The sequence below is a fragment of the Methanoregula sp. PtaB.Bin085 genome (assembly GCF_002067035.1).
Classification (GTDB): Archaea; Halobacteriota; Methanomicrobia; order Methanomicrobiales; family Methanospirillaceae; genus Methanoregula.
Window position 1 is genome coordinate 104,004 of record NZ_MVQB01000043.1, and the last position, 25,596, is coordinate 129,599.

Sequence of the window (25,596 nt, forward strand, 5' to 3'; positions counted from 1 at the left end):
ATGCAGCCGATACCCGCGCCGGAACCCTACACGCTTCCACTCACCATCAGGGTCCCCCGGAGTTCATTCATCCTGTTTTCTGTCATTTTTCTGCTCCTCATTGCGCTTCTCCTGTTTTTTGCCACCGGTATCCCGTTGGTAACCATGGAGGACTGGACACCGGTTTTCCTGATCGCCGCGGGCATGGGGCTCTGTTATCTTTTTTTTGTCATGCCCGCAATCCGGCTGACCGAAGACAGGATATCCTACCGGGCCTGGTTTGAATGGAGTGAAATGGAGTACACGAGGATCACATCAGTACGGTATTATTACCTGACCGGCGGAGATGCGGCTGCAAAATTCCCAGTGCTTGAATTATCCGGGGATTCTGGTAACCTGATCACCATCAACCTCGGTATGTTTGTCTTCCCTGCAACTCTCTGGATTATCTACGATGTGCTGAAAAAGAAAGCTCCCCGGGCGTATCTGCGTAATTCCCAGGAGAAATTCTTTACCGATTCGGACACAACTGCGTGGAGAAAGGACCTGCAGCCGGGACCGTATTCGCTTCCTCTCACCCTGCGGGTAAACCCGGTTTTTTTCTTCACGATGTCCGTCATCTTTCTTCCGCTCATCGCTCACTTCTTTTATCTCGCGGCTTTCGCATATTCCACGGAGACGATGGAGGTAAGGGTATTTTTCTCCCTGATTATAGCAGGCCTGTTGCTCGTGTATCTTTTCTTTATCATGCCCGCGATCCGGCTGACCGAAGACCGGATATCCTGCCGGCATCATTTTTTCTGGAACGAGATGGAGTACAGCAGGATAACCGCAGTACGGTATTGTTACCACGATACGCAGACCGCCTGGGATTCGGGCCCGGTGATAGAATTGTCCGGGGAATCCGGTGAGAGGATCACCATGAAGTTCGGCATGTTCATCAGCCCCCTGCATCTCCCGGTCATCTATGATGTGCTGAAAAAGAAGGCCTCCCGGGCGGGTCTCCGGAATTCCCCGGGCGTATTCTTTGCCTATCCGGACACAACAGCCGGGAGCTGACCCCCCGGCCCGGGCCGTTGCAATACTGTCATGCATTGGTTTTATTACCGGTGCGGTTGCATGGAGTTGATTATGAACGGGTGGGACGACAGGGGAACCGGGGCTTCCGGAAGGAAGACCGTGGCATGGCAGGACGAATGCGGGTCATCCTGTCGGGCCGGGCGGTCGGGAACGGAACGGGGCACAGGGGGCACACGGCAGGGACCCTGCATGGTGGCCATGGCCTCTTTTCTGGTTATGGTCCTGGTGCTTGCGGCGGGATGCACCCAGACCGGTTCCCTGCTTGTCAGCTCGGAGCCGGCAGGCGCACATGTGTCCGTGAATGGTGCGGAGAAAGGCGTGACGCCCCTGGAACTCGGGGATCTTCCGGAGGGCTATTACCTGGTCGCCCTTCGCTCTGACGGGTACATTAACGAGCAGCGCAACATCTCGGTCTCTCCCGGGTCAAAGGAAACGGTCGCTTTTACCCTGACCCCGCTTCCTGCAGTCCCCGGGAAAAAATATTCAACGGTCACGGATCTTAATACCGGGGCCGTCCGCAACCGGCTCTATGCCGGCGGGTGGCGGATCGATGCCTCGGGCTCATCCGTATCGGACATCGTCGTCACGATCGGCAGGGACGCGGCCGATGACCCTGAACCGTTCCCGCTCGATGGAGCGGACGTGGTGATCGCCGGTAAAAAGAACATCGTCGTGCTGAAGCAGGACACGCCCCTCTACAACCAGGGCATTTATCCCCGGGCCGGGAGCTGGAACATCAATAACAAACTCAACTCCTACGCGGACAACGCGGTTGACCGGAACGAGCAGTTCACGCTGGTCCTTATCCCCGGGCCGGGACAGGCGATCCCGTTCAGCGATCCCCTGACGGTCGAGATCCGGCCTCGGATCGGTGCAGCGGCAGTCTTCGTGCCGCCGGGAAGCGCACCGGCGCAGGGAGTGCAGGCAGCCCGGCCTGCCACTTCGGCGACGACCGCTGCCATTCCGGCAACTGGTTCCGGATCCCCGGGTTCACCGGCGGTCCCGTACGCCATCACCTCCGGAGGGAACTCACCGGAGGGAGCGGTGTACTCGTATTTCACGGCAATGGATCGCGGGGACGCAGCCACCGGCCTGGACCTGCTCCTCATGTACGCCCTGATGCCGGATGACCAGAAAACCGCGATGATGCAGAACGCAACCTCCGCTTCGGCACGGACCTTCGGGAAAAATGGCGAAGGCATTACTCTCGCGAACATGATGGTGACTGCAAAGGAACCGTTCCCGATCTGCCAATCGGGCGATGCCACGCAGAACGCCCTCTGCCGGAGCAATATCACCGACGCGTACCGGATGACCGTCATCATGGATGAAACACTTTCGGGGCAGTCGAAATCCTCCCGCTCGTACACTATGCTTGCAGTCCTGTACAGGGGATCGTGGAAACTGGTACCCTGATGGTCGGCGTATCTGCGAGATTCCGGCCGGGACTGGTACGGGCAGAGCCGGGAGTCCTCCCTGCCCGGGATCCCCGTCCCGTTTCTTCAGCTTCCGATACTTATGCTGAGGCCGGCACGGTATCTGCCCGGGGCCCGGCTCCGGATGGCCTCGCCAGAGAGAGGTGCGTGTCACCAGGCCCGGCTGATGTACGAATCATCGGATTAAACCAGCTTTTCTTGAACCAAAAGTGTAATCAGGGATCGATTTTGATCTGAGATTCGCTGATCAATTTCTGTACCAAAACCGGATCGCGATCGATCCGGAAAATTTTCTGATCGCGATCATGGCTGCGATTGCGATCTGAAAATCGCTGATCGATTTGAAAACAAAAACCGGGGATCGATTTTGATCTGAAAATCGCTGGTCGATTTTCGTACAAAAATCGGGATCCGATTTCGTACTCCGTCTGTGAGAACCCCATTCTTCCGGGTTTTCAATCGCGGATCGATTTTCATCTTGAAACCGGGGATCGATTTTTCCGGAAAAATCGCTGATCAATTTCTGTACCAAAATCGGATCGCGATCGATCCGGAAAATTTTCTGATCGCGATCATGGGTGCGATTGCAATCTGGAAATCGCTGGTCGATTTTCGTACGAAAATCGGGATCCGATTTTGCGCTCCTCCTGTGAGAACTCCATTTTTCCGGGTTTTCAAGTGCTGATCGATTTCAGAATACATACAGGCCCGGATTTTCTTAGGAAAGGGAGAGGGTGATACGAGAGGGATGTCAGACAGATGGGGGGTGAGCGATCCGGACCCGCTCCAGCGCCGCAGCCATCTGGCTTGCGATTGCCGTGAGGATCCGGTCCTGCTCGTGGGTGATGATCCCCTCCGCCTCCACCGGCCGCACACCAAGGATTCCCATGACACCCGAAGATCCGGTCAGGGGAATATATCTTAACCGTGAGCCGTGCAGGGTGTCCGTGTCGTACCCCGCAACGGCATTGTGCCGGAAGGCCCAGGTCGCCACTGCAATATCGTCACCACTCAGGGAGAGCCTTTCAGGAGATGCAGCGGGGAAGAGCCCGTCTTTACCGGGAAGCAGGACAACGCTCTCCCAGCCGAAGATCCCGGAGATATGCCGGGTCCCGGCCGCAATGATGGCGGACTCGTCCGGGGCTGCCGCCAGATCGCGCGAGAGGGCATAGAGCGTGCCGGTCTCCTTTTCCCGCCGCTGGGCGGCAATGGCGTTATCCCGCGCCCGGGTGACGAGGATGCTGACAAGGGCGCCGACGATGATCATCCCGGCAAAGGTGATCAGGTATTCCGTATCGGTGACCCGGAATGTCAGGTACGGCGGGACAAAGAAGAAGTCGAACGCCAGCACCCCGATGACAGCCGTGAAGATGGCCGGGCGCAGGCCGCGCCGGAACGCGATGACGACGACCGCGAGGAGGAAGAGCATCGCGAGGTTTGTCGGGGAGATGAAGTCCCTGATGAACCAGCCAAGGACAACAACCAGGGAAACGAGGACGAGTGCGGCAACGTAGTCGGCGGGCGGGGCTGCCGGGAGCAGGTGTTCGATGTCACCGATCATCTGCGGGGTATGTTCCTCGGCGCTGATGACGTACACATCGATGGTCCCGCTGTCATGGATGAGCTGGTCCACGATGGAACCGAACAGGTATTCCTGCCAGCGGGGCCGGAGGGTCTTGCCGACAATAATCCGCGTGATATTGTTCCGCCGGGCATAGTCAAGCACGGAGGAGGCAATGCCAAACCCGAAGACCGTGACCATCTCTGCGCCGAGCTTGCGGGCAAGTTCCATGGTCCGGGTCAGCTGCTCCTTCCCTTCGCGGGAGAGGCGGTGATGGGCCGGCGTCTCGACATAGATCGCGGTGAGCCGGGCTCCCATCCGGTCGGCCTGCCGCCGCGCAGTCCTCACCAGCCGCTCGGAGAGCGGACCGGGGCCAATCGAGACCAGGAGGTGTTCCCCGGCGGCCCATGGCCCGGGAATGGCCCGGGTCTGCATGTAGGCAAGCATCTGATCGTCGACACGTTCGGCTGCCCGGCGCAGCGCGAGTTCCCGGAGGGCATAGAGGTTCCCCTCGTTGAAGAACTTCTCGATGGCCTGCGCAGCCATCTCGGGGACATACACCTTTCCCTCCTTCAGGCGCTGGAGGAGCTCAGGGGGAGCAAGGTCCACGACCTCGATCTCGTCCGCCTCATCGATCACCCGGTCCGGCACGGTCTCGCGGACAATGACGCCGGTTATCTGCGCCACCACGTCTTTGAGGCTCTCGATATGCTGGACATTGAGGGTGGTATACACATCGATGCCGGCATCGAGCAGCTCCTCGATGTCCTGGTAGCGCTTCAGGTGCCGGGAGCCGGGGACGTTGGTATGGGCAAGCTCGTCAACCAGAACGAGTGCCGGACGGCATTTCAGGGTTGCATCGAGATCGAACTCGGGCAGCAGGACTCCCCGGTACTCCATCATGTTCCGGGGGATGATGGTGAGACCTTCGAGCAGGGCTTCCGTTTCCCGGCGCCCGTGTGTTTCAGCATATCCCACCCGGACATCCACCCCTTCCGTCATGCGGAGATGGGCGGCCCTGAGCATCTCGTAGGTCTTCCCGACCCCCGCGATGTATCCCAGAAAGATCTTCAGCTTGCCCCGTTTCTTCCGGCGCTCTTCGTTCCTGATGCAGGCGAGCAGGGTGTCAGGGTCCGGGCGGTACTCGGGAAGGGCAGGCATGGCGATCAACCCACACCCAGCAGTACGAGCAGGATATCGATAATCTTTATGCCGATGAACGGGGCGATAACCCCGCCAGCACCGTAGAGGAGGATGTTGTTCCTGAGGGCGTCCTCGGCCGACATGGGCCGGTACGCGACGCCGTGCAGGGCAATCGGGATGAGGAAGACGATGATCAGGGCATTGAAGATGACCGCCGAGAGGATCGCGTTGTGCAGGCCGAGGATGTTGATGGCGGCAAGCGCCGGGTACGTGCTTACAAAGGCTGCCGGGATGATGACGAAATATTTGGCAAGATCGTTGGCGATCGAGAAGGTGGTGAGGGCTCCCCGCGTCATGAGGAGCTGCTTGCCGATCTCCACGATCTCGATAAGTTTCGTGGGGTTGGAATCGAGGTCGATCATGTTCGCGGCCTCACGGGCCGGTTGCGTCCCCGTGTTCATCGCGACCGCTACGTCGGCCTGGGCAAGCGCCGGGGCATCGTTTGTCCCGTCGCCGGTCATCGCCACCATCCGCCCCCCGGTCTGGTACTCGCGGATGAGGGCGAGCTTGCTCTCGGGCGTTGCCTCGGCCAGGAAATCATCCACACCGGCCTCGGCCGCGATGGTTGCTGCGGTCAGGCGGTTATCGCCCGTGATCATGATGGTCTTGATGCCCATGCGCCGGAGCTGGGAAAAGCGTTCCTTCATCCCGCCCTTGACGATGTCCTTGAGGTGGATCACCCCGAGCGCCCGGCCATTGCGGGCAACCACGAGCGGGGTGCCCCCGGCCCGGGAGATGGTGTCGACTTCCCGTTTCAGGTCGTCCGATGCCGTATTGCCAACAGCGGTGATGTACGTATACATCACGTCCGCTGCCCCTTTGCGAATCTGCGTAGTGTCATAATCAACACCGCTCATGCGGGTCTGGCTCGTGAACGGGACAAACTGCATGGCCGGGCCGGACCCGGTAGACCCGACGGTCCTGCCCCGGAGCCCGTACTTCTCCTTGGCAAGGACCACGATACTGCGGCCTTCCGGTGTCTCGTCGGCAAGCGATGCCAGCTGGGCGGTCTCTGCAAGTTCATCGATCGTTGTCCCGTCCACCGGGATGAAGTCCACAGCCTGCCGGTTCCCGAGCGTGATGGTGCCGGTCTTGTCGAGCAGGAGCACGTCGACATCCCCGGCGGCCTCGATCGCCCGGCCCGAGGTCGTGATCACGTTGCGCCGGATCAGCCGGTCCATGCCTGCGATGCCGATGGCGGAGAGGAGTCCCCCGATGGTGGTCGGGGCAAGGCAGACCAGGAGCGCCACGAGCACCGTGATGGTGACCGGCACGCCGCTTCCTGCAGCCCCCACGCTGTACACCGAGAACGCCCACAGCGTTGCGCAGACCACGAGGAAGACCATGGTCAGGCCGATGAGGAGGATGTTGAGGGCAATCTCGTTCGGGGTCTTCTGCCGTTTCGCACCTTCGACAAGCCCGATCATGTGGTCGAGGAAACCCTCGCCGGCATTGGCGCTTGCCCGGATGATGAGCCAGTCCGAGAGGATCACCGTCCCGCCTGTGACCGCACTCCGGTCCCCGCCGGATTCGCGGATTACGGGGGCGCTCTCGCCCGTGATCGCGCTCTCGTTGACCGAGGCAACCCCTTCCACCACTTCGCCGTCTGCCGGGATGGTATCGCCGGCTTTCACGTAGAAGAGGTCCCCCTTCCGGAGCGAGGATGACGAGACCTCGGAAAAGCTTGCCGCTGCCGGCTCCCGGCCTTTGATGATGGTAAATCCCGTGGCCAGCTTCTTTGCAACGGTGTCCTGCCGCATCTTTTTCAGGGACTCGGCCTGGGCCTTGCCCCTTCCCTCGGCAAGGGCTTCGGCAAAGTTGGCAAAGAGGACCGTGAACCAGAGCCATGCCGCAATCGCCCCGATGAACCCGGCCGGTGCCTCACCGTGGCCGGTGAGGGCCTGGAGCCAGAGGAGGGTGGTCAGGGCACTGCCCAGTTCCACCACGAACATGACCGGGTTCCGGGCCATCTGGCGGGGGTCGAGCTTCCGGAAAGCGTCCGCTATCCCACGCTGGTAGAGGCCGGCATCAAAGGTGCCCTGGCCGGAAGGTTTTCCTGCGCCGGGCATGGTCAGACACCTCCGGTGAGCATGAGGTGTTCCACGATCGGGCCGAGGGCAAGGGCCGGGAGGAAGCTGAGCGCCCCGACAATCACGACCACAAAGACCAGCCAGAGGATGAAGAGCGGGCGGTGGTCCGAGAGCGTCCCCTCGCTCCCGGGGACGATCTTCTTCTGCACGAGCGACCCGGCAAGGGCAAGCACCAGGACAGCCGGCAGGAACCGGCCCACGAACATGCAGAAGGCTGTGGCCAGGGTCCAGAAGGGGGTGTTTGCCGAGAGCCCGGCAAAGGCGCTGCCATTGTTCTGCGAAGCGGAGGTGAACGCGTACAGGATCTCGGAGAAACCGTGGGGCCCGGGATTGAAGACCGCTGCCCGGCCGGCATCGGTGAGGACCGCGAGCGCCGTCATCACGAGAATGAGGATGATGGGGATGAGGATGATGATCGTGGCGATCGTCATCTCGTCCGGTTCGATCTTCTTGCCCAGGTACTCCGGCGTCCGGCCTACCATCAGGCCGGCGATGAACATCGCGATGATGGCAAAGACGATCATCCCGTACAGCCCGGAGCCGATCCCGCCATACACGACCTCGCCCAGCTGCATCATGAAGAGCTGGACAAAGCCGCCAATCGGCATGAACGAATCATGCATCCCGTTCACCGCCCCGCAGGAGGCCGCGGTGGTCACCACCGAGAAGAGGGTGGAGCCCACAATCCCGAACCGGACCTCCTTTCCTTCCATGTTCCCGCCCGGCTGGAGCTCGGACGGGGTCTGGTCGATCCCGGACGGGGCAAAGGCCGGGTTGCCCCCGGTCTCGGCAGCAATCGCGAGGCCAAGGAGGGGCAGGAAGATGATGGTCATGGCGATGAGGAGGCTGACGCCTTTCCTGCCGGCACCGATCATCCGTCCGAACGAATAGCAGAGTGCTGCCGGGATGAACAGGATGGCGACCATCTCAAGGTAGTTGGAGAACGGTGTCGGGTTCTCGAACGGGTGGGCGGAGTTGGCATTGAAGAAGCCGCCGCCGTTCACCCCGAGCTGCTTGATGGCGATCTGGGACGCGGCCGGCCCGAGCGGGATGGTCTGGGTTGTAACAGGCGTCCCGTCCGTTGCCCGGTACGGGTCAAGGAGCGGGACCGTTACCGGGCCGGCAAGCGTCTGTACCGTGCCCTGCGAGACAAGGAGGAGAGAGAGGATGATGCAGAACGGGATGAGGAGGAAGGTGCTCCGCAGGAGGAGCGCCCAGAAGTTCCCGATTGTTGATCCCGAGCGCCGGGAGAACCCGTACGCGAGCCCGGCAAGGACCGCAAGGCCGGTGGCAGCCGAGGCAAAGTTCTGGACCGTGAGTCCCGCCATCTGGGTGAGGTAACTCATGCCGGTCTCGCCGGCGTACGCCTGCCAGTTGGTGTTGGTGACAAAACTGACCGCCGTGTTGAGGGCAAGGTCAAGGGGCGGGGAGCCGGCACCGGCGGGGTTGAGCGGGAGGAGCGGCTGGGCAAGCTGGAGGAGGACAAGGAATGCGATCCCGGAAAGGGAGAAGACGATCATGGCAAGGGCAAAGGTCTTCCAGTCCATCTCCTCGCCGGCACGGACCTGCGACCAGGCAAGCACCCGCTGCTCGACCGGATCGAAGACAAAAGAGAGGAGATGGGGTTCGCCGCCGATGACCCGGACCATGAACCGCCCGAGCGGGACGACCGTGACCACAAAGAACCCGATGAAGAGAGCAAGGAGCACCCAGTCGGGGAGCCGGAGCCACGGGGTCTCTGAGGCGTGCGGATCGGCAGCCCCCGGCGCAACGGCCGTGCCTCCGGCCCCGGAGATATCGTCAAGGGCAAGGTTGAGCTCCAGGACGTTCACCCGGGGCTCTCCCAGGAACCCGAACTGCCGGGGCTCAACATGCGAGTCCACGAGGGCATGGACCGCAACTTCGGTCATGCCCCGCTCGCGGGCAACCCGGGAGACCTGGTAATAGGCTGCGGCCGGGCTGATGTGGGGGTCAAGGCCGCTGCCGGAGGCCGTGACAAGGTCGACCGGGACAGGAAGCTTGTTGGAGGGATCAGCCAGATGAAGGATCGCAACCCGGGCTTTCACGGCATCGGTGAGGGCAATGTTGGAAGGGCCGAGGTTGGAGCCGGACGAGTGCCCGGCATTGTACGGCCCGGGAGTTGTCGCCGAGGGCCGGCCCCAGAAATACTTCGGGGACGAGAACGGCTGCCCGATGAGCGCGGACCCGGCAACCTTCCCGTTATGTATGAGGAGGTCCCCGTTTGCCTGCACGGGGAAGGCGACCTGGGCAATGGCGGTGATGAGGAGGGGATAGCAGATGCCGGTGACGAGCGTGAGGAACACAAGGATGACAACCGCCGGCCGGACCTGGGCTGCAATCCGCGAGGGGAGTTCGGTATATTCCTTCATACCATACCAGTCAGACTCCTGCCGGAATATCCTGCAGTGAGTTCACATTACAACCGTGATGAGTATAGCTATTTAATGACAGTGGGAAGTGTGCTTCCATACGTTATCATAAAAAGGACTGTTTTTGGATCCGGGCTGGACCGGAACCCCCGAACCCCATAATGCTGAGCTGGTGCAGGAGGGGATGACCAATGGGGGTTTTTTCCCGGATCCAACAGCACATCGCTGATCGATCTGAATAAAAATTTCGGTGACGAGTATCGGGAACCCGAATTTCCAAAAGAGCAGGGCAGGGTTCTCCCCCGCCCCGTTTGTTCATCTCACGATACTTATGCAAGCACCGCCACGGTGTCCGCCCACGTCTCGACCTTGCTCTGGATCGCATCGTCCGAGAACGAGGTGAGGGTCACAAGGTCCCGGCTGAAGTTCACGAAGTAGATCTCGCCGTTGGGGTCGTGGCACCGCAGGGTTGCCGCGAACTTCTCGTTCGCGAAGTCCCGGGATGGTGTCCCGCCGAGGTCGGTTGCCAGCTGGGTGTTTGCCACGATATGGTTTGCCGCTGCCGTGAAGGCCGCGATGGTCGGTGCCCGGACCGTGACGATCGCCACGGTCTTCGCCATCCCGTCCTGGTAGAGGATGCGGGAGGTGTACCCCTGTCTGCTCCGCTCGACCGGCGGGTGGTCTGCCCCGCCCTGGTTGTAGATCGTGCAGCCGAAGGGGTTGTTCGTGATGACGCCCTGGACGATGTTGTCGAAGGCAGTCACGTCCGCGAGCGGTTCCGCGAGTCTGCGGACCGCGCTCTTTGTGGTGCTTTTTGGTTCGAAGTCTGCCATGTTTGTTCACTCCTTTCTTTGGTCTGGGGGAGATCCTCCGGATCTCCCTTGTTTTGACGGATTCCATCCTGGCTTCCGTCGATTGGTTGTCCTTGGGCGCCCTTGGACAGCTCGAAGAACGGCTCCACCGTTCTTCTCGTGTCCGCGGCATCCTGCTGGATGCCTTGGACAAACAGCATAGAACTGGACCATATATGGCCTTCCCCGCCACTTTGAATCCGGGGCAGGAGAATGGTGCTTTCAGGAGATCTGGGCCATCTTCAATGCGCATTTGGTCCCGGGGGGTTTTAATGAGACGGAATATTTTTGGTATGCGGGATGCTTCGAGAGGGTTTGTGTCTGAGGATGCCGGATTTATCGCAGGTCCTGACTGGAACAATATGTTATGGAAAAATCATTGGATCCACACTCTTGGGGGCTCCGCTGACGCTCTGCCCCCGCCGCTGTGGCAGCCCCCGCATTGCGATAACCACTCAGAAGGTATTCGGAGAATCCGAAAGAACAAGTAATTATCCGCCATCCCAATGCGCCCCGTCCCCCATCGGGGGACTGGTGGCGCAAGAGGGGGGTTCATATTTTGGAACAGGATTTTTCCAGACAGCGAAAATGCAATCGCGATCATGATCGCGATTGAAATTTTGATCCGGATCGATCGGACTTTGATTTTTGTTTTTCAATCAAGGTTTGATTGAAAAATTTTCAGCAGACTTTGATTGAAATTTTTCAAGCGACCTTTGATTGAAAACCGGTTGACGGATCGATCGTTCCGTCGTAATACCCGGATTGTGGCTGATGAGGATTAGTTTAACTTTTTGTAGGCAAACCTTGATTGAATTTTTTTCAGCAGACTTTGATTGAAAATTTTCAAGCAAGGTTTGATTTAGTTTTTTCAAGCGCGATCGTGATCGCGATTGAACATGTGAGATTGAGCAAGCGGAGTTTGAATAAATAGGGCCATAATTGCGTGTTGAAGAAATAACTATACATTCATTCGTGAGAGAAAGATAATTGGATTTGCTCGAAATATTCGTTGATAAAATTTTAATGTTTAAAACCATTTTTCTATTTTTTCGGATTCTTACGATTTTTTCGTAGAAACTTTTTATATTCTAAAATCTTACACATACCTATGTTAATTGAGTATACAGTTGCAAATTTTCGTTCAATAGCAGATGAAGTTAAACTTAGTATGATTCCAGTCAGGGGTAACTCAAAACCATATAATATAATGAGCGTAGACAAAAACGATAATATTAAAAAATTACTAAGAAGTTGCACTATATATGGGGCAAACGGATCGGGCAAGACGAATGTAATTCTTGCATTGAGCAAAATGAAATCTCTTGTCCTACATTCAAAAAACCAAAATGCAGGACAGTCGTTTCGGGAATACCAACCATTTATTTTAAATTCGGAATATTCAGATAAACCCGTTCAATTTGGAATCACCTTCATCAAAGATAACATAATTTACAAATACGAATTTTCATTTACAAAGACTAAAATTACGTTTGAAAAATTATCATATTTTAAAGGGAAAAAAGTGATCGAGATCTTTCGGCGAGAGGAAAATAAATTAGAACCATTTATCGATCATGATGAATTACAATCATTATTTTCACATACCGGCGAAAATGTATTGTTTGTCTCAAAAGCAAATAATGAATATAAAAAATTTGGGCCTGTTTTTAAATGGTTCAATGAGGTTTTAAGTCCAATTGGTCCATTATCTCGCATTTCAGAGGATAATACAATAGAATATATGAATCAATCCGAAGAAAACAAAAAGAAGCTTATAAAATTTTTACAATATGCAGATTTTGACATTTATAATATTTCTGGAAAAATCGAGAGATTTGATGATCCCGCAATTTTCGATTCATTTAAAACATTTATGAACACTCTTGGCGCTAAAATTGATACAAATATTATTTCAAATAAATCGTCATCACAAATAGAATTTGGGAATTCAGAAATTAAATCCGTAAGAAAGCGAGTTGATGATACTGAAGTAATAGTTAATTTTTCAAAATTTGAATCAGATGGTACTCAACAATTTTTTAAATTAGCAAGCATTTGGTTGCAATCAATATTAGAATCGGATAAAGTTTTGATTATTGATGAATTTGATATCCTACTGCATCCGGATTTACAAAATTTCCTTTTAAAGGTATTTCATGATCCAGAGCTCATTAAAACAAAATCTCAAATTATTTTTACAACACATAACACCAATATTTTAGCCTCCAATTTTTTTAGACGCGAACAAATTTGGTTCACCGAAAAGAATATTGATACAAAATCGACTGAGCTATATTCTCTCTTAGAATATGAAAAACGTCATGATAGATCTGTTGAAAAAGCATATTTATTTGGTAGATATGGAGGATTACCTGATTTAAAATATGGAAAATTCTAATATTGGTATAACGTAAATTCAATCAATGAATTTTCAAAGAGAGAGATCACACAACAGAAAACCAAGAAATTTCATTCATATCTATTCAAATGGGTATTCTGAAATTAATTACTTCACTTTAAAGAAGATTCATAGCAATAAAAAAAATATACGAATTGAGCCATTTTTTGAGAATGCGGGAAACCCCCATCAAATGGTAAAACTTATTGAGAGAAAATATTCCGCGAAAGATTTGGATCCTAATGATAGGATATATTGTGTCACAGATGTTGATGATGCAACAGACATTTGTATCAATGATGCAATGACACGAAAAGCAAAATTTATCACATTAATTTTATCAAATCCGAATTTTGAGCTATGGCTTCTTCTTCATTTCAAATTATATACTCATCAGTTTTCGAAAAATGAGACCGTTGAAAAATTAAAGGTGTTCCTTCCAGAATACCAAAAACCAGAAATCGAACCACATTTTTCTCAATTATGTAAAAATGAAGCACAAGCGATACAAAATGTATCTAAGTTAAAAAAATACCATACAAAAGAGAAGAGAAATCTATTCTTGCGTGATGCAAATCCATATTCCTTTATTGGGGAAATTATCGAAATAATCAATTCTTTTGAATAACAGTATTTGAAAAATTTTTAAGGGCAATTATATCATGTCTCTTCTACCCAACCCGCTTGATCCGCCCCATCGCCTCTCGCAGCTTCTCCATCGAAGCCGCGTACGACAGCCGGATCCATCCCGGCGCATAAAAAGCCGAACCAGGCGTAGCAGCAACATGACCGGCATCAAGCCACCGTGACGCAACCTCCATATCATCACCGGCAACTTTCACGAAGGCATAGAACGCACCCTCGGCCGGTGCCATCTCGTACCCCATCTTCGCGAGCTCACTCATGACGTACTTCCGCCGCCGGTCGAACTCCTGCCGCATCTGCTCCACGCAGGACTGGTCGCCTTTGAGCGCCGCAACCCCGCCCCACATGGCAAAGGTCGTGACCTGGCTGATGGAGTGCTGCTGGACCTTGGACATCTCGGCGATGATCTCTTTCGGGCCGACAGCATACCCGAGCCGCCAGCCGGTCATGGCGTAGGCTTTCGAGAAGCCGTTGATGGTGATGGTCCGGTGGTGCATGTCGCCGAGGGACGCGAGCGAGATGTGCTCCTTGCCGTAGATCATCTTCTCGTAGATCTCGTCCGACATCGCGTAGAGATCCTTGTCCTCGCAGAGGTCGGCCACAAGCTTCATGGATTTCTTATCGAAGACAGCGCCCGTGGGGTTCGACGGGGAGTTGACCATGATCATCTTGGTCTTCTTGTTGACCTTCTCCAGCAGGGAGTCGTCAAGCTGGAAGGTCTTCGGGTTGATCGCGTGGAAGACCGGTTTCCCGCCCGCGATCTGGATGCACGGCTCGTAGGAGACCCAGGCCGGAGTGAGGATGATCGTCTCATCGCCGGGGTTCAGGACGGCCTCGCAGGTCTCATAGATGGCGTCCTTCGCACCGCAGGCAACGATCACCTGCTGGGGGGTGCAGGGGAACCTGTTCTCCTTCGTGATCTTTTCAGCGATGGCTGCCGTCAGCTCGGGGATGCCGTTGCTCGGGGCGTAATGCGTCTCGCCCCGCTTCAGCGCATCGATGCAGGCATCGGTGATATGCTTCGGGGTGTCGAAATCGGGTTCCCCGATGGAGAGGCTGATGACATCGATCCCCTGCCGCTGCATCGCCTTGGCCTTGTTGGAGATCGCGATCGTCGCCGATTCGGTAACGCCGGCGATCTTCGCCGACAGCGGCTTCATTTCAACCGCTTGACCATCTTGATGGCAGACTCAACGGCCCGCTTGGCGTAATCGATCCGCTCGTTGGCCTCGAGCCGGGTCATGCCGGGCCCGGAGATGCCGAGCGAGACAGGCTTGCCGAACTCGAGCGAGAGGTCGATGATCTTCCGGGCCGCGTGCTGGACAACGATCTCGTCGTGCTGGGTTGCACCCTCGATGACGCAGCCGATGGTGACGACCGCGTCGACCTTACCTGAGGTCAGGAGTTTCTTGATCGCAAGCGGCATGTCATAGGCGCCGGGCACGTAGATGCAGTCGGTCACTTCCGCGCCGAGGAACGCCGCGTGCTCCCGGCCCTCGATCTCCATCATGTAGGTGATGTCGCGGTTGAACTCCGCGACAACGAATCCGAGCTTTATGGGGTTGGTTTCACACATACTCTATCATCTCGTGTTATGGGTCATAAATTTCTGCTCTGCAGAAATCTTCCGGGATAACGATGACCCCGGACTACCCGTACACGTTAATCTCATTTTTTTTGTGTACGGGTAATACGGAGGAATCCTAAGCGCCCCCGCCCTCAACGGGGTCAGGGCTGGCGCAAGGGGGGCGATCTTTTCTGCTGATCGGGGTTTTCTCCGGGACCATAAATTTCCAGTTACTTCCGGGCGGGGCCGGCGTCGGGGAATCCCTGCCGCTGGCCGGTCCCGGCGTCCTTTACAAGGTCCTGCGGCCGGAGGATCAGTTTCACCGCGTTCACTGCATGCTCCCTGGTGCGCTGCTCCATGAGCCACGCGAGTTCGCGGTCGTTCTTTGCCTCGTCCTCGTGGACGAAGACCTCGATGATATGCTTGTTCGTCATCAGCTGGCACATGATCAGGCCCTGCGAGGCCTCGTGGGCGCACATCTTGTCCTTGTCCTTGCCCCCCGGCATGCCCAGCGCCATGACGATATCGCACCGGCGTTCCTCGATCAGTTTCTTGCAGGCAACGGGGAGATCCTTGATCCCCGGCACCGTCACCCGCTCGATGGCCACGCTGGCGTGCTTTTTAAGCTCGTCGATGGCAACGGCTCCCATGTTGATGCGTGCGAAGGTGGTGTCCGCGACACCGACTCTCATCCCAGCACCCCGGCGGCGGCTTCGACACCGTCGCCTTTCGGCGTGTAGCCGCACTTCTTCAGCGCGTGCTGGGTCGCGGCCACGGTCGCGAGGATCTCGGGGGCGCTGACGGCACCCATGCTGCCGATCCGGAAGATCTTGCCCTTCACGTGGTCCTGACCGCCGGCAATCTGGATGCCCATCTTCTTGACGGCGCCCCGCATCTCGTCGTCCTTGACGCCCGCGGGGTACTCGATGGCGGTGACGGTCGCGGAGGGGCTGTGGAGCTTGTCCGGCTTGGGGAAGAGGGACAGTCCCCATGCCTTCGCCGCTGCCTGAACAGCGCCGGACATCTTCCGGTGCCGCTCGATCCGGGCCGGGAGGCCTTCCTCCTCGATGATCATGCAGGCCTCGCGCAGCGCGAGGAAGAGCGGGACCGCCGGGGTGTACGGGGTCTCCATCGGCTTACCGGATGCGCTCTTTTTGTACGCTGCAAGGTCGAGGTAGTACGGCGGGTTCTTCGTGAGCCGCTCCCATGCCCGGCTGCTCACCGAGACCATGGCAAGGCCGGCGGGAGCCGCAAGGCACTTCTGGGAACCGGTGATGGCGATGTCAACGCCCCACTTGTCGGCCTCGACAACGTCGCCGCCGATGGATGTGATGCCGTCCATGATGAAGAGGGCGTCGTGCTTCCGGCAGAGCTTCCCAATCTCCTCGGCCGGGTTCCTGATACCCGCGGAGGTCTCGTTGTGGACAAGGGTGACGACCTGGGCGCCTGCCTCGAGCTGGGCCTTCAGGCCTTCGAGGTTGACGGGTGTGCCCCAGTCGGACCTGATCTCGGTCGCCTTGCCGTAACGCTGGCTGATCTTGAAGAGCCGCTCGCCGAACTTGCCGTTCACGATACAGGCGATCTGCTTGTCCCGTCCCACGCCCGCGATCGCGGCTTCCATCCCGGCCGTGCCGGACCCGCTGATAACAAAGAGGTCGTTTGTGGTACCAAAGGTCGTTTTGAGGACCCGCACGCAGTCGGCATACGCGGCACCGAACTCGGCGCTGCGGTGGTTGATTGCCTGACGCGACATTGCAAACCTGACCCGTTCCGGTATCGGGACCGGGCCCGGCAGCATCAGGAGGAGTTCTTTTTCCATGTGGATCTGCTCATAGTATTTTAAGAAAGACGCAATATAAGTTTGGATAGCAGGTTATGCCAGACGTTGCCATCATCTCGGGATCCGAATCGGACGCGAAGATCACCGACAAAGTGAAGAAGGTCCTTGACGAGAACGGGGTGCCCTACGACGCGCAGGTCATCTCGGCCCACCGCGACCCCGACCGGCTCGATGCGTATATCAAAACGAGCGATGTGAAGATCTTCATCGCCATCGCCGGCCTTTCTGCAGCCCTCCCCGGTGTTATCGCGTCAAAGACCGACAAACCGGTCATCGGCGTCCCGGTCAGCGGGACGCTCAACGGTCTCGACGCCCTTCTCGCCATCGCCCAGATGCCCAAGGGAGTCCCGGTCGCCTGCGTTGGTGTTGACAACGGGGACAATGCGGCGTGGCTGGCGATCCGGATCCTGAAACTTACAGGATAGTGAGCCCGGTTTTTCTTTCCTCTTCTCTTCTGCGAGCATCCCTGTTCCCGTAAGATGCAGCTCCCTCTGTGCCGGACGTGTGAAATCACCCTGCACCTGCATGCCTGTGGGTTTTTTCCGTAATGCACACAGCCTCAAACGGGAAGCCCGGGAAAATGCATGGCCTGTCTTCAATGTCCCTGCAGTGACCATGAGTGCCATCCTGGTTTTACCGTCGGCCGGTAATGCACCCGTCCGGGATAATGACCGGGCCGGAACATCATCCCGCATGCATCCTGCCCCGGGAATTGATCTGCGGTATGCTCACTCCGGTTTTCTGCCGGTCATGATAAAAACCGGGAAATCCCGGGCTTCTCCGGAAGGGGACGGCCTCTGCATGATCGCTGCAGTCCGGTCCCGGACCGAAACAAACCCTTCCGCCTCCAGGAGATCCTTCATGACGCTCCGTTCAAACCCGAAGTGAAATACACCGGCGTTCGAACTGTGGAATTTTCCGCCATCGGGATCGAGATCGATGACCGCGATCTGTCCTGACGGCCGAAGCACCCCCGCCATCATTTTCAGGAGGTGCGGTATGTCACGGATGTGATGGAACGTCATGCTGCTGATGACGAGGTCATACCTGCCATCCGGCATATCTCCCTTGTTGAGATCGGCAAAACGCGTCCTTGCATTCGTGATGCCCTGCTTCCGGATCTTCCCGTCAAAGACCGCCAGCATCCCCTGCGAGCTGTCAACGCCCGTGATGCTCCGGACCAGCGGCTGGAGATGAAGCGTGAGCAGGCCTGTTCCGCATCCGAAATCCAGTACATCCATCTCCGGTGTCAGGGACACCATCCCGCGGATCGCCTGTGCCACATCGTCCGCCAGCTTCACCCGCCCTGGTTCGCTGTCCCATGTTGCAGCTTCGGCGTCAAAGCTGCGGTTCTCCCCACCGGTAATATCCGTGGAGCCGGAGTCCTCTTTCTTCCCCTTCACTGCTTTCCCGGTTCCGGGATTCCGTTTCCTTGTATCCGTTGTCATGGTCTGACCAGCTTCCTGGAATAGAATTTCGTCGTATGAAGGACAGCATCCGGGTTATGGCAGGTACCCCGGGTATTTGCCGGTTTTTCGGGCCTGGCAAGAGTATCCGCGATTTCATTCCTGTCATCCACGGGTATTGTGCATCTCTCTGCAATCCCCGCCGGATCATGCCGGTTGGGTTGGGGATGCAGCGATATATACCCGGAGCCGGTTTTCAAGATTATTTGAAAACAGTCGACCGCGGGTCAAAACACCGGTTAAACCCCAATCCGGTTCACCCGAACGCCTGAGTGCCGATGACTGATCCCGGGACTGGCATCCCTGGTCAGGAAATATTATCCTTCTGTCAACTGATATTCATACCATGGGTTTTACCGGCTGCTGCCCTGCCGACAGCGATCTTGAGATTGCCTGGCGCAATGAACTCGAGCGGGAAGCACATGAGATCACCTCGCCGGTCTTTGACGATGTTGCCGAGATGATGAAGATCGTTGCAAGCCCGCTCCGCATCAGGATCCTGTTCCTCCTGGTACAGAAGGACCATTCCGTGTATGAACTGATGTACATCCTCAAGGAACCGCAGAACCTTCTCTCCTACAACCTCGGGATCCTCAAAAAGGCCGGTCTCCTGGAATCATACTACCGCTCGCGCCATAAAACATACCGGTTCGCCGGCGACCGGAACGCTCCCCTCATCCGGTGCCTGCGGCAGGTGCTGGTTCCCTGAGACGGGGGATGTTACCGTTTTTTCATCCGGAGATCCCAGGTGATCTCCACAGATCTCCCCAGCGTTACGGCGATCGGACAGACTGCGGTCACCGAGCGGCGGACCGCAGTGCGGACCACTTCTTCCTCGATATCCCCGCCCACCAGGAAGATGAGGTGGATTGTTTCAAACACGCGGGGTTCGTCATGCCGGAAGACGCATTCAGCTTTTACCGTGAAGGAGCGGGGCGTTATCCCGCTGTCATCAAGCAGGAGAATAACGTTGGTACCGGTACAGGAAGCAAGGGACGCGATAAATGCATCCACCATGGAAAAACGGCGGGGCGTATCCCCTTCAGAATTCCGGGCAACAAGGGTAAGCCGGCCCCCGTCACGGTTCTCGACAACAAACCGTGTCCCGCCTTTCCACGATGCCTTGACGAACGTCCATGTGGTGCCTGTCATGATCTCCCTTTGGGGAACAGTCTCGTTTCCGGACCTCATAGAGTATCGGATCGGTTCCTGCTCACGGGAATGACAGGGGGGAAACTGGAAGAGGCTGGCGCGGGGATCTGCGGATCATCCTGTTTCTGAAGATCCCTGATGCCGGGAAAAACAGGGGTCCGGGGCATCATACCGCTGAGGGTATGATCTCGTGGTCCCAGGTGAGATACGAGGCCCGGCCGAAGGTTGCCGCAACCGGGCACCGCCTCATCATGATGTCGGAGATGACCGTCTTTGCGTACTCGTCATCAATAGTGCCGGTCAGGCTGAACCTGACATGAAGCGTATCAAAGAGCGTCGGCGGTGTCGGGCGGCGGGTTCCGCTGACCGTGATAGTGATGTCTTTCACATCAACATGGTCCTTCCTGATCATGACTTCAAGAATCTCATGAACGGTACACCCCGCGAGGGCAGAGACAAACAGGTCGAACGGGCCCGGGATCTTCCCGGAAGCCATGAGTCTGTCTGTTGCGGCCATGCTGATCGTGCAGCCGGCAGGGGTTCTTGCAACAAGGGTATCCGTGTTCTTGTCCCATGTTGCCTGAATTTTCACCGGCGGAAGTGCAGCAGGCGGGGCACAGGTGTGCACGACCGGCGTTTTTGCAGTACTTGTTTTCGCATTACTCATGGAGGTCACTCCTTTTCATCCTCTGACACAATCACTGGATCCGGATGACCCTGCCACAGGACAGGTCAATGGTCGGTGCGGGACGCATATATGTTCAAAGCCGGTTTTCAAGAATGTTTGAAAACGGGACGGGACCGGCCCCGGCAGCCGGACTGCAGTACCTTCCGGAGAGATCATGGTTTTCTACGGCAGGGGACGCCCTGAAAAAGGATTCCGTCAAGGAGAAGGATGGTGGGAAATGTAACCATACACGGCACCAGCCCGCGGGCAGCCTGCCAGGCCTTGATTTTCCTCCCGCCCGGGATCGTGGGCGGGTAACCAGGGACGGCCGGGGAGCGAAGCGTCCCGGTTGATGTGTGCCGCCGTGTTTTTCTCTGATTCATCAGAATCAGCGTTTTTTCCGCCGGTTTTTCCTCCCACCGGAATTATTCCCCGCAGGAAGAGAAAAACATCAGTCCGTCGTCATTCAGGTTCCTTGCGGGGAGGATCAGAATTCTGCATCCGGTATTTATCAACGGTTTTCCGGACCTCAGTAAAAAGGCCATCCCGTTCTTCGGTTTCCATTTCCACGACCCGCACAGCACCATAGCGGAGCAGGAGCAGCAGCGCAGTAAACAAGACAGCAATAGCAATGATCTTCAGCGGGTCGATCTCAAGGATGCCATGGAGGATAATCTCGCGGAGCGCCGACACGATGCCTACTTCTATCATGATATCTACCGCGATCCGGTGTTCCCGGAGGTAGATGATGAGAAGACGATACAGTTCTATCAGGACAAGAATGTAGATCAGCTCTGCGGCAACTCCCCTGAAATCATAGGGTCCGAAAAGACTGAAGACCAGTGTCGCGATCGACCGTATCATCAGGACGAACAGGACGATACAGATACCGATGATGATGATATCCTGAATGTTCTCAAGGAGCCGCCGGAACAGTTCATGAACACGCGTATACAGGATCTCCACACCCATTCTTTCACCCTCGCATTGATTATTTCCAGGTCTGATCGGTATGCCGGTCATTACCGGATGGGAACCATCCGTGGTCCCGCACGTTTTTTCTTCAGCCGGATCTCAAGGATCCCGTTTCTGATCTCTGAACGTACCCCTTTCAGGGTCACTTCATCAGGGAGCGGGAAGACATGGCAGAACCTGTCTGACGATGATACGCAGACCCGATGGCGGCCGGACTCCGCCCCGTGCGATCTCTTCCGGATACACCCGATCTCCACGGCATCGGTGCCGATGAGATACACCTGAATACTCTCCCTCATGCAATCGTGCGTTTCGATGACCAGAATGATCTCATCCGCAACATCCCGGATCTCGTGCCGGAAGACTGTGCCACGTTCCCTCTTCGCTACCGAGCCATCTTCGAAAGGAGACCAATACCGGCTGGTGGCCGGATACCGGCAGGAGAACGGATCCAGGTCAAGTCCCAGCCGTTTCATTTCCCGGATCATGCCGCTCCATGCTGTGACAAAGGGGAAATCCGTGGATTTCAAAGGCATCCCTCCGTTCAGGAGCATTCTGATGTGAATGGGATTTTAACGGGTACTGATTCCGTATGATTCATCAATCTCCGTTGCAGCTTCTTCAAGGTCATCGAGTATCCTCATGGTATCCTTTCGGATCTCCTGGACCATGGACCTGAGACTGTTGCCCCGGATAAAGATCTTCTGCTTGTGGCGGTAGACAAGGCCGGTCTCCACAAGGTTCCTGATATGGTGGTTCACCCTCGGGCTGGAGATATCCAGATCTGACGCTATCTGTTCTACTGCAAGACCCCGTGTATCCGGAAGGTTCTCGAGGAGGGAGAGGATGATCCGCGTTGCGATATGGTCGATATCCCTGCCATTATCGACACCGAGACTGTCGCAGAACCAGTACAGGTCCCCGTCCTTCGGGATCCTGACCGGGCGTTCTATCTGCCTGAGGGTGAGCTGTCGCATCATGGGATTCCCTGCCCAATATATTGAATTAGTCTCAAACAATTTTAATCTTATTCAACAAAATTGATATGAATTCAACAATTTTGAAAATTTTTAAATATTTCGGAAGAGCATGAGTATAACAAAAAACTCAACCGCAAGGAGGTTTTCATGACTATCATTCCGATTGGCGAACGTGTCCTGATCAAACCTGCACAGGCTGAAGAGAAGACAAAGAGCGGGATCTATATTCCGGAGACCGCCCAGGAGAAGAAGAAGGAAGGGACTGTTGTCTCTGTCGGTACCCGCGAGGACGGCACCTCCCTGCCGCTGAAACCCGGCGATCATGTAATCTACGGCGGGTACAGCGCGGATAAGTTCGAGATGGATTCCGAAAACTATGTTTTTGTCCCGTTCAAGGACGTCCTGGCAAAGATAGAGTGAGGTGTGAATCATGGCATCATCCAAGCAGCTGATGTTTGACGAAGAGGCCCGGAAGGCACTTCTTACCGGTGTGAACAAGGTGGCAGATACCGTGAAGATCACGCTCGGCCCCAAAGGCCGGTATGTCGTCATTGACAAGATCAGCAATCCGATTGTTACCAATGACGGCGTGACCATTGCCAAAGAGATCTCCCTCCATGACAAGTTCGAGAACATGGGCGCCAAGCTGGTGAAAGAGGTTGCCCAGAAGACGCAGGACAAGACCGGTGACGGTACAACGACCGCCACACTGCTCGCCCAGGCCATCATCACCGAAGGTCTGAAGAACATCACGTCCGGCGCAAATCCTGTGGAGATCAAGCGGGGGATTGATGCTGCGGCGGGAGCTGTCGTGGGGTATATCGGTTCTGTAAGTACGCCGGTCAAGGACCGGGAGAAGATTATCCAGGTCGCTACCATCTCCGCGAACAATGACGAGGAGATTGGCAGGCTTATCTCCGACGCGATGGAGAAGGTCGGCTACGGGGGCCTCATCAGTGTCGAGGACGCAAAGAGCCTTGACACAGGCCTTGAAGTGGTCAAGGGGATGCAGTTCGACCGTGGCTACATCTCTCCCTACATGGTCACCGATAACGAGAAGATGGTCTGCGAGTACGAGGACCCCAGCATCCTTGTCACGGACAAGCGCATCTCCTCGATGAAACAGATCATCCCGGTCCTTGAGACGGCTGCCCAGGAGGGCAGGCCCCTGATCATCATCGCTGAAGACGTGGATGGTGAAGCGCAGGCAGCACTGATCCTGAATGTCATCCGCGGCGGCCTCAAGGTCTGTGCGGTCAAGGCACCCGGCTTTGGCGACGAACGCAAGGCAATGCTCGATGATATTGCCGTACTGACCGGAGCAACGGTTATCTCAGAGGATCGCGGTATGAAACTGGAGACCGTCAGCAAGCAGTCGTTCGGGTCGGCTCATACCGTCAGGATCGATGGGGAGAAGACCCTGATTGTCGGCGGCAGGGGCGAGAAGAAGGCAGTCGAGGAGCGGATGAACCTTATCCAGTCCCAGATCAATATCGCCGATTCCGAATACAAAAAGGAAGAACTCCGCAAGCGGCTTGCCAAGCTCAGCGGCGGTGTTGCGGTCATCAGGGTCGGCGCGGCAACAGAGACCGAGCTCAAGGAGAAGAAGATGCGGATCGATGATGCCCTGAACGCGACCAAGGCAGCCGTCGAGGAGGGCGTTGTTGCTGGCGGGGGTATCACCCTGTTCCGCGCAATCAGTGCCCTGGACAAACTTGAGTTCAGTGATGACCGGAAGATCGGAGTCGCCATCGTGCGCCGGGCCCTTGAGGAACCGCTCCGGCAGATCGCAAAGAACGCGGGGGTCGAGGGTGCCGAGGTCATTGCACGAATCCGTGCATCCCCGGACATGAACTTCGGGTACAATGCCAAGACCGGGACCTACCAGAACCTTGTCGAGAACGGCGTCATTGATCCGGCCAAGGTTGTGAGGACCGGGCTCCAGAACGCAAGTTCGATCGCAGGGCTGGTCCTTTCGACCGAGGTTATCATCACCGACTTTGACGATGAGAAAGACAAGAAGGCTGCAACCATCATCATCTGAGCCGGCCCCAATAACAAAAATTTTTTCCAGCAGGATCCAAAGGGCAATGACGGGGAGGGTATGCCAGTCCGGAGATGTATGATAATCCCTGAGCCCGTAATTCAGATGCCGGAACCGCCACCTAGGTTACACCTGCAGGGCAGCCCCTTTTTCCCGCAGGATATGCAACCGAATACCACTGCCTGCCCTTCACGCTTCCGGTGACGGGTTTGTACAGGGTATTTGCAGGTTTTTGCCGCGAATCTCCTTCAGTAATTCCTGCCGGACGTTTTCGCCTTCTTCTTCCTCCCGTGCGGGCATACCCAGAGGCACAGCCCGCAGACGCCGGCAACCCCCATCTCCTTCTCGAGCTGTCTGAAGTACCGGTCGCAGGCAGCGGCATCGAACCGGGCCTCGCGGGGCTCATCCTCTGAGAACATCCGGCCGGTGAACGCCTTGACCGGGCAGATGTCAACGCATGCCGTGCAGTCCCCGCACCGGGGCTCCATGGGACTGCCGGTCGGTGTCAGGGGTGCATCGGTCAGGACATTGACCCAGCGGACGCGGGGGCCGTGGTCCGGCGTCACGAGCAGGCAGCTCCTGCCGATCCATCCGAGTCCCGCCATATGGGCACCGAGCTTCTGGGAGAAGATACCGGCAATATGCTCGTCGCTCGTCCGTTTCGATGCCGGTACCGGGAGCGCCCCGTACCCCTCCTGCTGGAGGATGTTCGCCACGCGGAGCGCGATCAGGTCGAGGTTCGCGTTCACGACATCGTAGCTGTTGTGCCGGTACAGGATCGCCCCTTCCCGGTCGCGGTCAGGCAGCATGTCGACAAGGCTGTCCTGCAGCCGGATGCCCATGACAACGCTCCGCGGATACCGGGCCGTCCTCTCGCCGCCCTGTGCCCTGATGAAGTCCCGGGCAGGCACAAGATCTGCAATGCCGAAGTAGTCGGCGCCAAGGGAGGTTGCAAGGCGGCGGATCCGGGTGCTGAGATCCGTTTTCATACCATATCTCAGGGATGCCAGGGGATTTTTAGGTGGTGGTCAAAACGCAGGGTGCGGGTGCCGGGTAAAACCCGGAAAGGTTGTACCATCCCGCCTTCTGCAGCCCGCTGATCCTCTTCCCGATCATCTCCAGCTGCAGCTTCATGTGCTGGCGGTGGACTTCGAGGGCCTTGATCTCATCCTCGACCGACAGCATCCCGCCGCACCCGCATCCGCAATGACTGGCGATAAGCATACCGAAGCTTCGCCAATCCACGCGTCACATGCGCCTGTTTTCAAA

Annotated in this window: 24 protein-coding genes; 8 read left to right on the plus strand and 16 right to left on the minus strand. The window is 56.5% G+C overall.

Annotated features, from left to right (window positions below):
- Entirely contained in the window at positions 1–1,038 is a 1,038-nt protein-coding gene (locus A4E33_RS09380; protein WP_292347532.1) for a hypothetical protein, read from the plus strand.
- 60 nt (positions 1,039–1,098) lie between these two features.
- Positions 1,099–2,475 (plus strand): PEGA domain-containing protein, encoded by a 1,377-nt coding sequence (locus A4E33_RS09385; protein ID WP_292347534.1) that lies wholly within the window; start codon positions 1,099–1,101, stop codon positions 2,473–2,475.
- 771 nt (positions 2,476–3,246) lie between these two features.
- On the opposite strand, the gene A4E33_RS09390 is transcribed toward A4E33_RS09385, so the two are convergent.
- The 4 genes from A4E33_RS09390 to A4E33_RS09405 form a co-directional block, all read right to left on the minus strand.
- Positions 3,247–5,217, minus strand: coding sequence for a sensor histidine kinase KdpD (locus A4E33_RS09390; RefSeq protein WP_292347604.1), 1,971 nt, complete (start codon positions 5,215–5,217; stop codon positions 3,247–3,249).
- A 5-nt stretch (positions 5,218–5,222) separates the two neighbouring features.
- Complete coding sequence (gene kdpB / locus A4E33_RS09395) at positions 5,223–7,328, minus strand: potassium-transporting ATPase subunit KdpB (RefSeq protein WP_292347536.1); 2,106 nt, start codon at positions 7,326–7,328, stop codon at positions 5,223–5,225.
- 2 nt (positions 7,329–7,330) lie between these two features.
- Positions 7,331–9,739, minus strand: a complete 2,409-nt coding sequence (gene kdpA, locus A4E33_RS09400) for a potassium-transporting ATPase subunit KdpA (RefSeq protein ID WP_292347538.1) — start codon at positions 9,737–9,739, stop codon at positions 7,331–7,333.
- A 329-nt stretch (positions 9,740–10,068) separates the two neighbouring features.
- Positions 10,069–10,572, minus strand: coding sequence for a hypothetical protein (locus A4E33_RS09405; RefSeq protein ID WP_292347540.1), 504 nt, complete (start codon positions 10,570–10,572; stop codon positions 10,069–10,071).
- A 1,129-nt stretch (positions 10,573–11,701) separates the two neighbouring features.
- Here A4E33_RS09405 and A4E33_RS09410 point away from each other — a divergent pair.
- Entirely contained in the window at positions 11,702–12,991 is a 1,290-nt protein-coding gene (locus A4E33_RS09410) for an ATP/GTP-binding protein (RefSeq protein ID WP_292347542.1), read from the plus strand.
- Positions 12,992–13,016: 25 nt separating this feature from the next.
- Complete coding sequence (locus A4E33_RS09415) at positions 13,017–13,619, plus strand: RloB family protein (protein ID WP_292347544.1); 603 nt, start codon at positions 13,017–13,019, stop codon at positions 13,617–13,619.
- 43 nt (positions 13,620–13,662) lie between these two features.
- Here the strand turns inward: A4E33_RS09415 and A4E33_RS09420 are convergent, their stop codons facing one another.
- The 4 genes from A4E33_RS09420 to A4E33_RS09435 all read right to left on the minus strand — a co-directional run bounded on the left by A4E33_RS09420 (position 13,663) and on the right by A4E33_RS09435 (position 17,022).
- A complete protein-coding gene (locus A4E33_RS09420; protein WP_292347545.1) occupies positions 13,663–14,796 on the minus strand; it encodes a pyridoxal phosphate-dependent aminotransferase in 1,134 nt (377 codons plus the stop codon).
- Positions 14,793–15,212 carry a 6,7-dimethyl-8-ribityllumazine synthase gene (gene ribH / locus A4E33_RS09425; protein ID WP_292347547.1) on the minus strand — a complete coding sequence of 140 codons (420 nt, stop codon included), beginning with the start codon at positions 15,210–15,212 and terminating at the stop codon, positions 14,793–14,795. The genes A4E33_RS09420 and ribH overlap by 4 nt, the downstream gene beginning before the upstream one ends.
- Positions 15,213–15,433: 221 nt before the next feature.
- Complete coding sequence (ribC, locus tag A4E33_RS09430) at positions 15,434–15,895, minus strand: riboflavin synthase (protein ID WP_292347549.1); 462 nt, start codon at positions 15,893–15,895, stop codon at positions 15,434–15,436.
- On the minus strand, positions 15,892–17,022 hold the full coding sequence (locus A4E33_RS09435; RefSeq protein ID WP_292347551.1) for an alanine--glyoxylate aminotransferase family protein: 1,131 nt from the start codon (positions 17,020–17,022) through the stop codon (positions 15,892–15,894). The genes ribC and A4E33_RS09435 overlap by 4 nt, the downstream gene beginning before the upstream one ends.
- 56 nt (positions 17,023–17,078) lie before the next feature.
- Here A4E33_RS09435 and purE point away from each other — a divergent pair, with 56 nt between their 5' ends.
- The gene (purE, locus tag A4E33_RS09440) at positions 17,079–17,468 is read left to right on the plus strand and encodes a 5-(carboxyamino)imidazole ribonucleotide mutase (protein ID WP_292347552.1); all 390 of its coding nucleotides are present in this window, start codon (positions 17,079–17,081) and stop codon (positions 17,466–17,468) included.
- A gap of 303 nt (positions 17,469–17,771) precedes the next feature.
- Here purE and A4E33_RS09445 read toward each other — a convergent pair whose 3' ends face one another.
- Complete coding sequence (locus A4E33_RS09445; protein WP_292347554.1) at positions 17,772–18,491, minus strand: class I SAM-dependent methyltransferase; 720 nt, start codon at positions 18,489–18,491, stop codon at positions 17,772–17,774.
- Positions 18,492–18,855: 364 nt separating this feature from the next.
- On the opposite strand from A4E33_RS09445, the gene A4E33_RS09450 reads away from it, so the two are divergent.
- Entirely contained in the window at positions 18,856–19,218 is a 363-nt protein-coding gene (locus A4E33_RS09450) for a helix-turn-helix transcriptional regulator (RefSeq protein ID WP_292347556.1), read from the plus strand.
- 11 nt (positions 19,219–19,229) lie between these two features.
- Here A4E33_RS09450 and A4E33_RS09455 read toward each other — a convergent pair whose 3' ends face one another.
- The 5 genes from A4E33_RS09455 to A4E33_RS09475 all read right to left on the minus strand — a co-directional run bounded on the left by A4E33_RS09455 (position 19,230) and on the right by A4E33_RS09475 (position 22,283).
- Complete coding sequence (locus tag A4E33_RS09455) at positions 19,230–19,661, minus strand: OsmC family protein (protein WP_292347558.1); 432 nt, start codon at positions 19,659–19,661, stop codon at positions 19,230–19,232.
- A 166-nt stretch (positions 19,662–19,827) separates the two neighbouring features.
- A complete protein-coding gene (locus A4E33_RS09460; protein WP_292347559.1) occupies positions 19,828–20,328 on the minus strand; it encodes an OsmC family protein in 501 nt (166 codons plus the stop codon).
- Between the two features lie 462 nt (positions 20,329–20,790).
- Positions 20,791–21,300, minus strand: coding sequence for a phosphate-starvation-inducible PsiE family protein (locus tag A4E33_RS09465; RefSeq protein ID WP_292347561.1), 510 nt, complete (start codon positions 21,298–21,300; stop codon positions 20,791–20,793).
- 50 nt (positions 21,301–21,350) lie between these two features.
- Positions 21,351–21,833, minus strand: a complete 483-nt coding sequence (locus tag A4E33_RS09470; RefSeq protein ID WP_292347563.1) for an Hsp20/alpha crystallin family protein — start codon at positions 21,831–21,833, stop codon at positions 21,351–21,353.
- Positions 21,834–21,875: 42 nt separating this feature from the next.
- Complete coding sequence (locus tag A4E33_RS09475; RefSeq protein ID WP_292347565.1) at positions 21,876–22,283, minus strand: winged helix-turn-helix domain-containing protein; 408 nt, start codon at positions 22,281–22,283, stop codon at positions 21,876–21,878.
- Positions 22,284–22,430: 147 nt separating this feature from the next.
- On the opposite strand from A4E33_RS09475, the gene groES reads away from it, so the two are divergent.
- Both groES and groL read left to right on the plus strand, forming a co-directional pair.
- A complete protein-coding gene (gene groES, locus A4E33_RS09480; RefSeq protein ID WP_292347567.1) occupies positions 22,431–22,703 on the plus strand; it encodes a co-chaperone GroES in 273 nt (90 codons plus the stop codon).
- 10 nt (positions 22,704–22,713) lie between these two features.
- Positions 22,714–24,327: a chaperonin GroEL gene (gene groL, locus A4E33_RS09485; RefSeq protein WP_292347569.1), complete on the plus strand. Its 1,614-nt coding sequence runs from the start codon at positions 22,714–22,716 to the stop codon at positions 24,325–24,327.
- Positions 24,328–24,575: 248 nt separating this feature from the next.
- On the opposite strand, the gene A4E33_RS09490 is transcribed toward groL, so the two are convergent.
- Complete coding sequence (locus A4E33_RS09490) at positions 24,576–25,316, minus strand: 4Fe-4S double cluster binding domain-containing protein (RefSeq protein ID WP_292347570.1); 741 nt, start codon at positions 25,314–25,316, stop codon at positions 24,576–24,578.
- A gap of 28 nt (positions 25,317–25,344) precedes the next feature.
- Positions 25,345–25,572, minus strand: coding sequence for a hypothetical protein (locus tag A4E33_RS09495; protein ID WP_292347572.1), 228 nt, complete (start codon positions 25,570–25,572; stop codon positions 25,345–25,347).
- Between the last annotated feature and the right edge of the window lie 24 nt (positions 25,573–25,596).

Bases quoted from the DNA above. Each gene is read 5' to 3' on its own strand.
- A4E33_RS09380 (WP_292347532.1), top strand. From the start codon at position 1: ATGCAGCCGATACCCGCGCCGGAACCCTACACGCTTCCACTCACCATC.
- A4E33_RS09385 (WP_292347534.1), top strand. From the start codon at position 1,099: ATGGAGTTGATTATGAACGGGTGGGACGACAGGGGAACCGGGGCTTCC.
- A4E33_RS09390 (WP_292347604.1), bottom strand. From the start codon at position 5,217: ATGCCTGCCCTTCCCGAGTACCGCCCGGACCCTGACACCCTGCTCGCC.
- kdpB (WP_292347536.1), bottom strand. From the start codon at position 7,328: ATGCCCGGCGCAGGAAAACCTTCCGGCCAGGGCACCTTTGATGCCGGC.
- kdpA (WP_292347538.1), bottom strand. From the start codon at position 9,739: ATGAAGGAATATACCGAACTCCCCTCGCGGATTGCAGCCCAGGTCCGG.
- A4E33_RS09405 (WP_292347540.1), bottom strand. From the start codon at position 10,572: ATGGCAGACTTCGAACCAAAAAGCACCACAAAGAGCGCGGTCCGCAGA.
- A4E33_RS09410 (WP_292347542.1), top strand. From the start codon at position 11,702: ATGTTAATTGAGTATACAGTTGCAAATTTTCGTTCAATAGCAGATGAA.
- A4E33_RS09415 (WP_292347544.1), top strand. From the start codon at position 13,017: ATGAATTTTCAAAGAGAGAGATCACACAACAGAAAACCAAGAAATTTC.
- A4E33_RS09420 (WP_292347545.1), bottom strand. From the start codon at position 14,796: ATGAAGCCGCTGTCGGCGAAGATCGCCGGCGTTACCGAATCGGCGACG.
- ribH (WP_292347547.1), bottom strand. From the start codon at position 15,212: ATGTGTGAAACCAACCCCATAAAGCTCGGATTCGTTGTCGCGGAGTTC.
- ribC (WP_292347549.1), bottom strand. From the start codon at position 15,895: ATGAGAGTCGGTGTCGCGGACACCACCTTCGCACGCATCAACATGGGA.
- A4E33_RS09435 (WP_292347551.1), bottom strand. From the start codon at position 17,022: ATGGAAAAAGAACTCCTCCTGATGCTGCCGGGCCCGGTCCCGATACCG.
- purE (WP_292347552.1), top strand. From the start codon at position 17,079: ATGCCAGACGTTGCCATCATCTCGGGATCCGAATCGGACGCGAAGATC.
- A4E33_RS09445 (WP_292347554.1), bottom strand. From the start codon at position 18,491: ATGACAACGGATACAAGGAAACGGAATCCCGGAACCGGGAAAGCAGTG.
- A4E33_RS09450 (WP_292347556.1), top strand. From the start codon at position 18,856: ATGGGTTTTACCGGCTGCTGCCCTGCCGACAGCGATCTTGAGATTGCC.
- A4E33_RS09455 (WP_292347558.1), bottom strand. From the start codon at position 19,661: ATGACAGGCACCACATGGACGTTCGTCAAGGCATCGTGGAAAGGCGGG.
- A4E33_RS09460 (WP_292347559.1), bottom strand. From the start codon at position 20,328: ATGAGTAATGCGAAAACAAGTACTGCAAAAACGCCGGTCGTGCACACC.
- A4E33_RS09465 (WP_292347561.1), bottom strand. From the start codon at position 21,300: ATGGGTGTGGAGATCCTGTATACGCGTGTTCATGAACTGTTCCGGCGG.
- A4E33_RS09475 (WP_292347565.1), bottom strand. From the start codon at position 22,283: ATGATGCGACAGCTCACCCTCAGGCAGATAGAACGCCCGGTCAGGATC.
- groES (WP_292347567.1), top strand. From the start codon at position 22,431: ATGACTATCATTCCGATTGGCGAACGTGTCCTGATCAAACCTGCACAG.
- groL (WP_292347569.1), top strand. From the start codon at position 22,714: ATGGCATCATCCAAGCAGCTGATGTTTGACGAAGAGGCCCGGAAGGCA.
- A4E33_RS09490 (WP_292347570.1), bottom strand. From the start codon at position 25,316: ATGAAAACGGATCTCAGCACCCGGATCCGCCGCCTTGCAACCTCCCTT.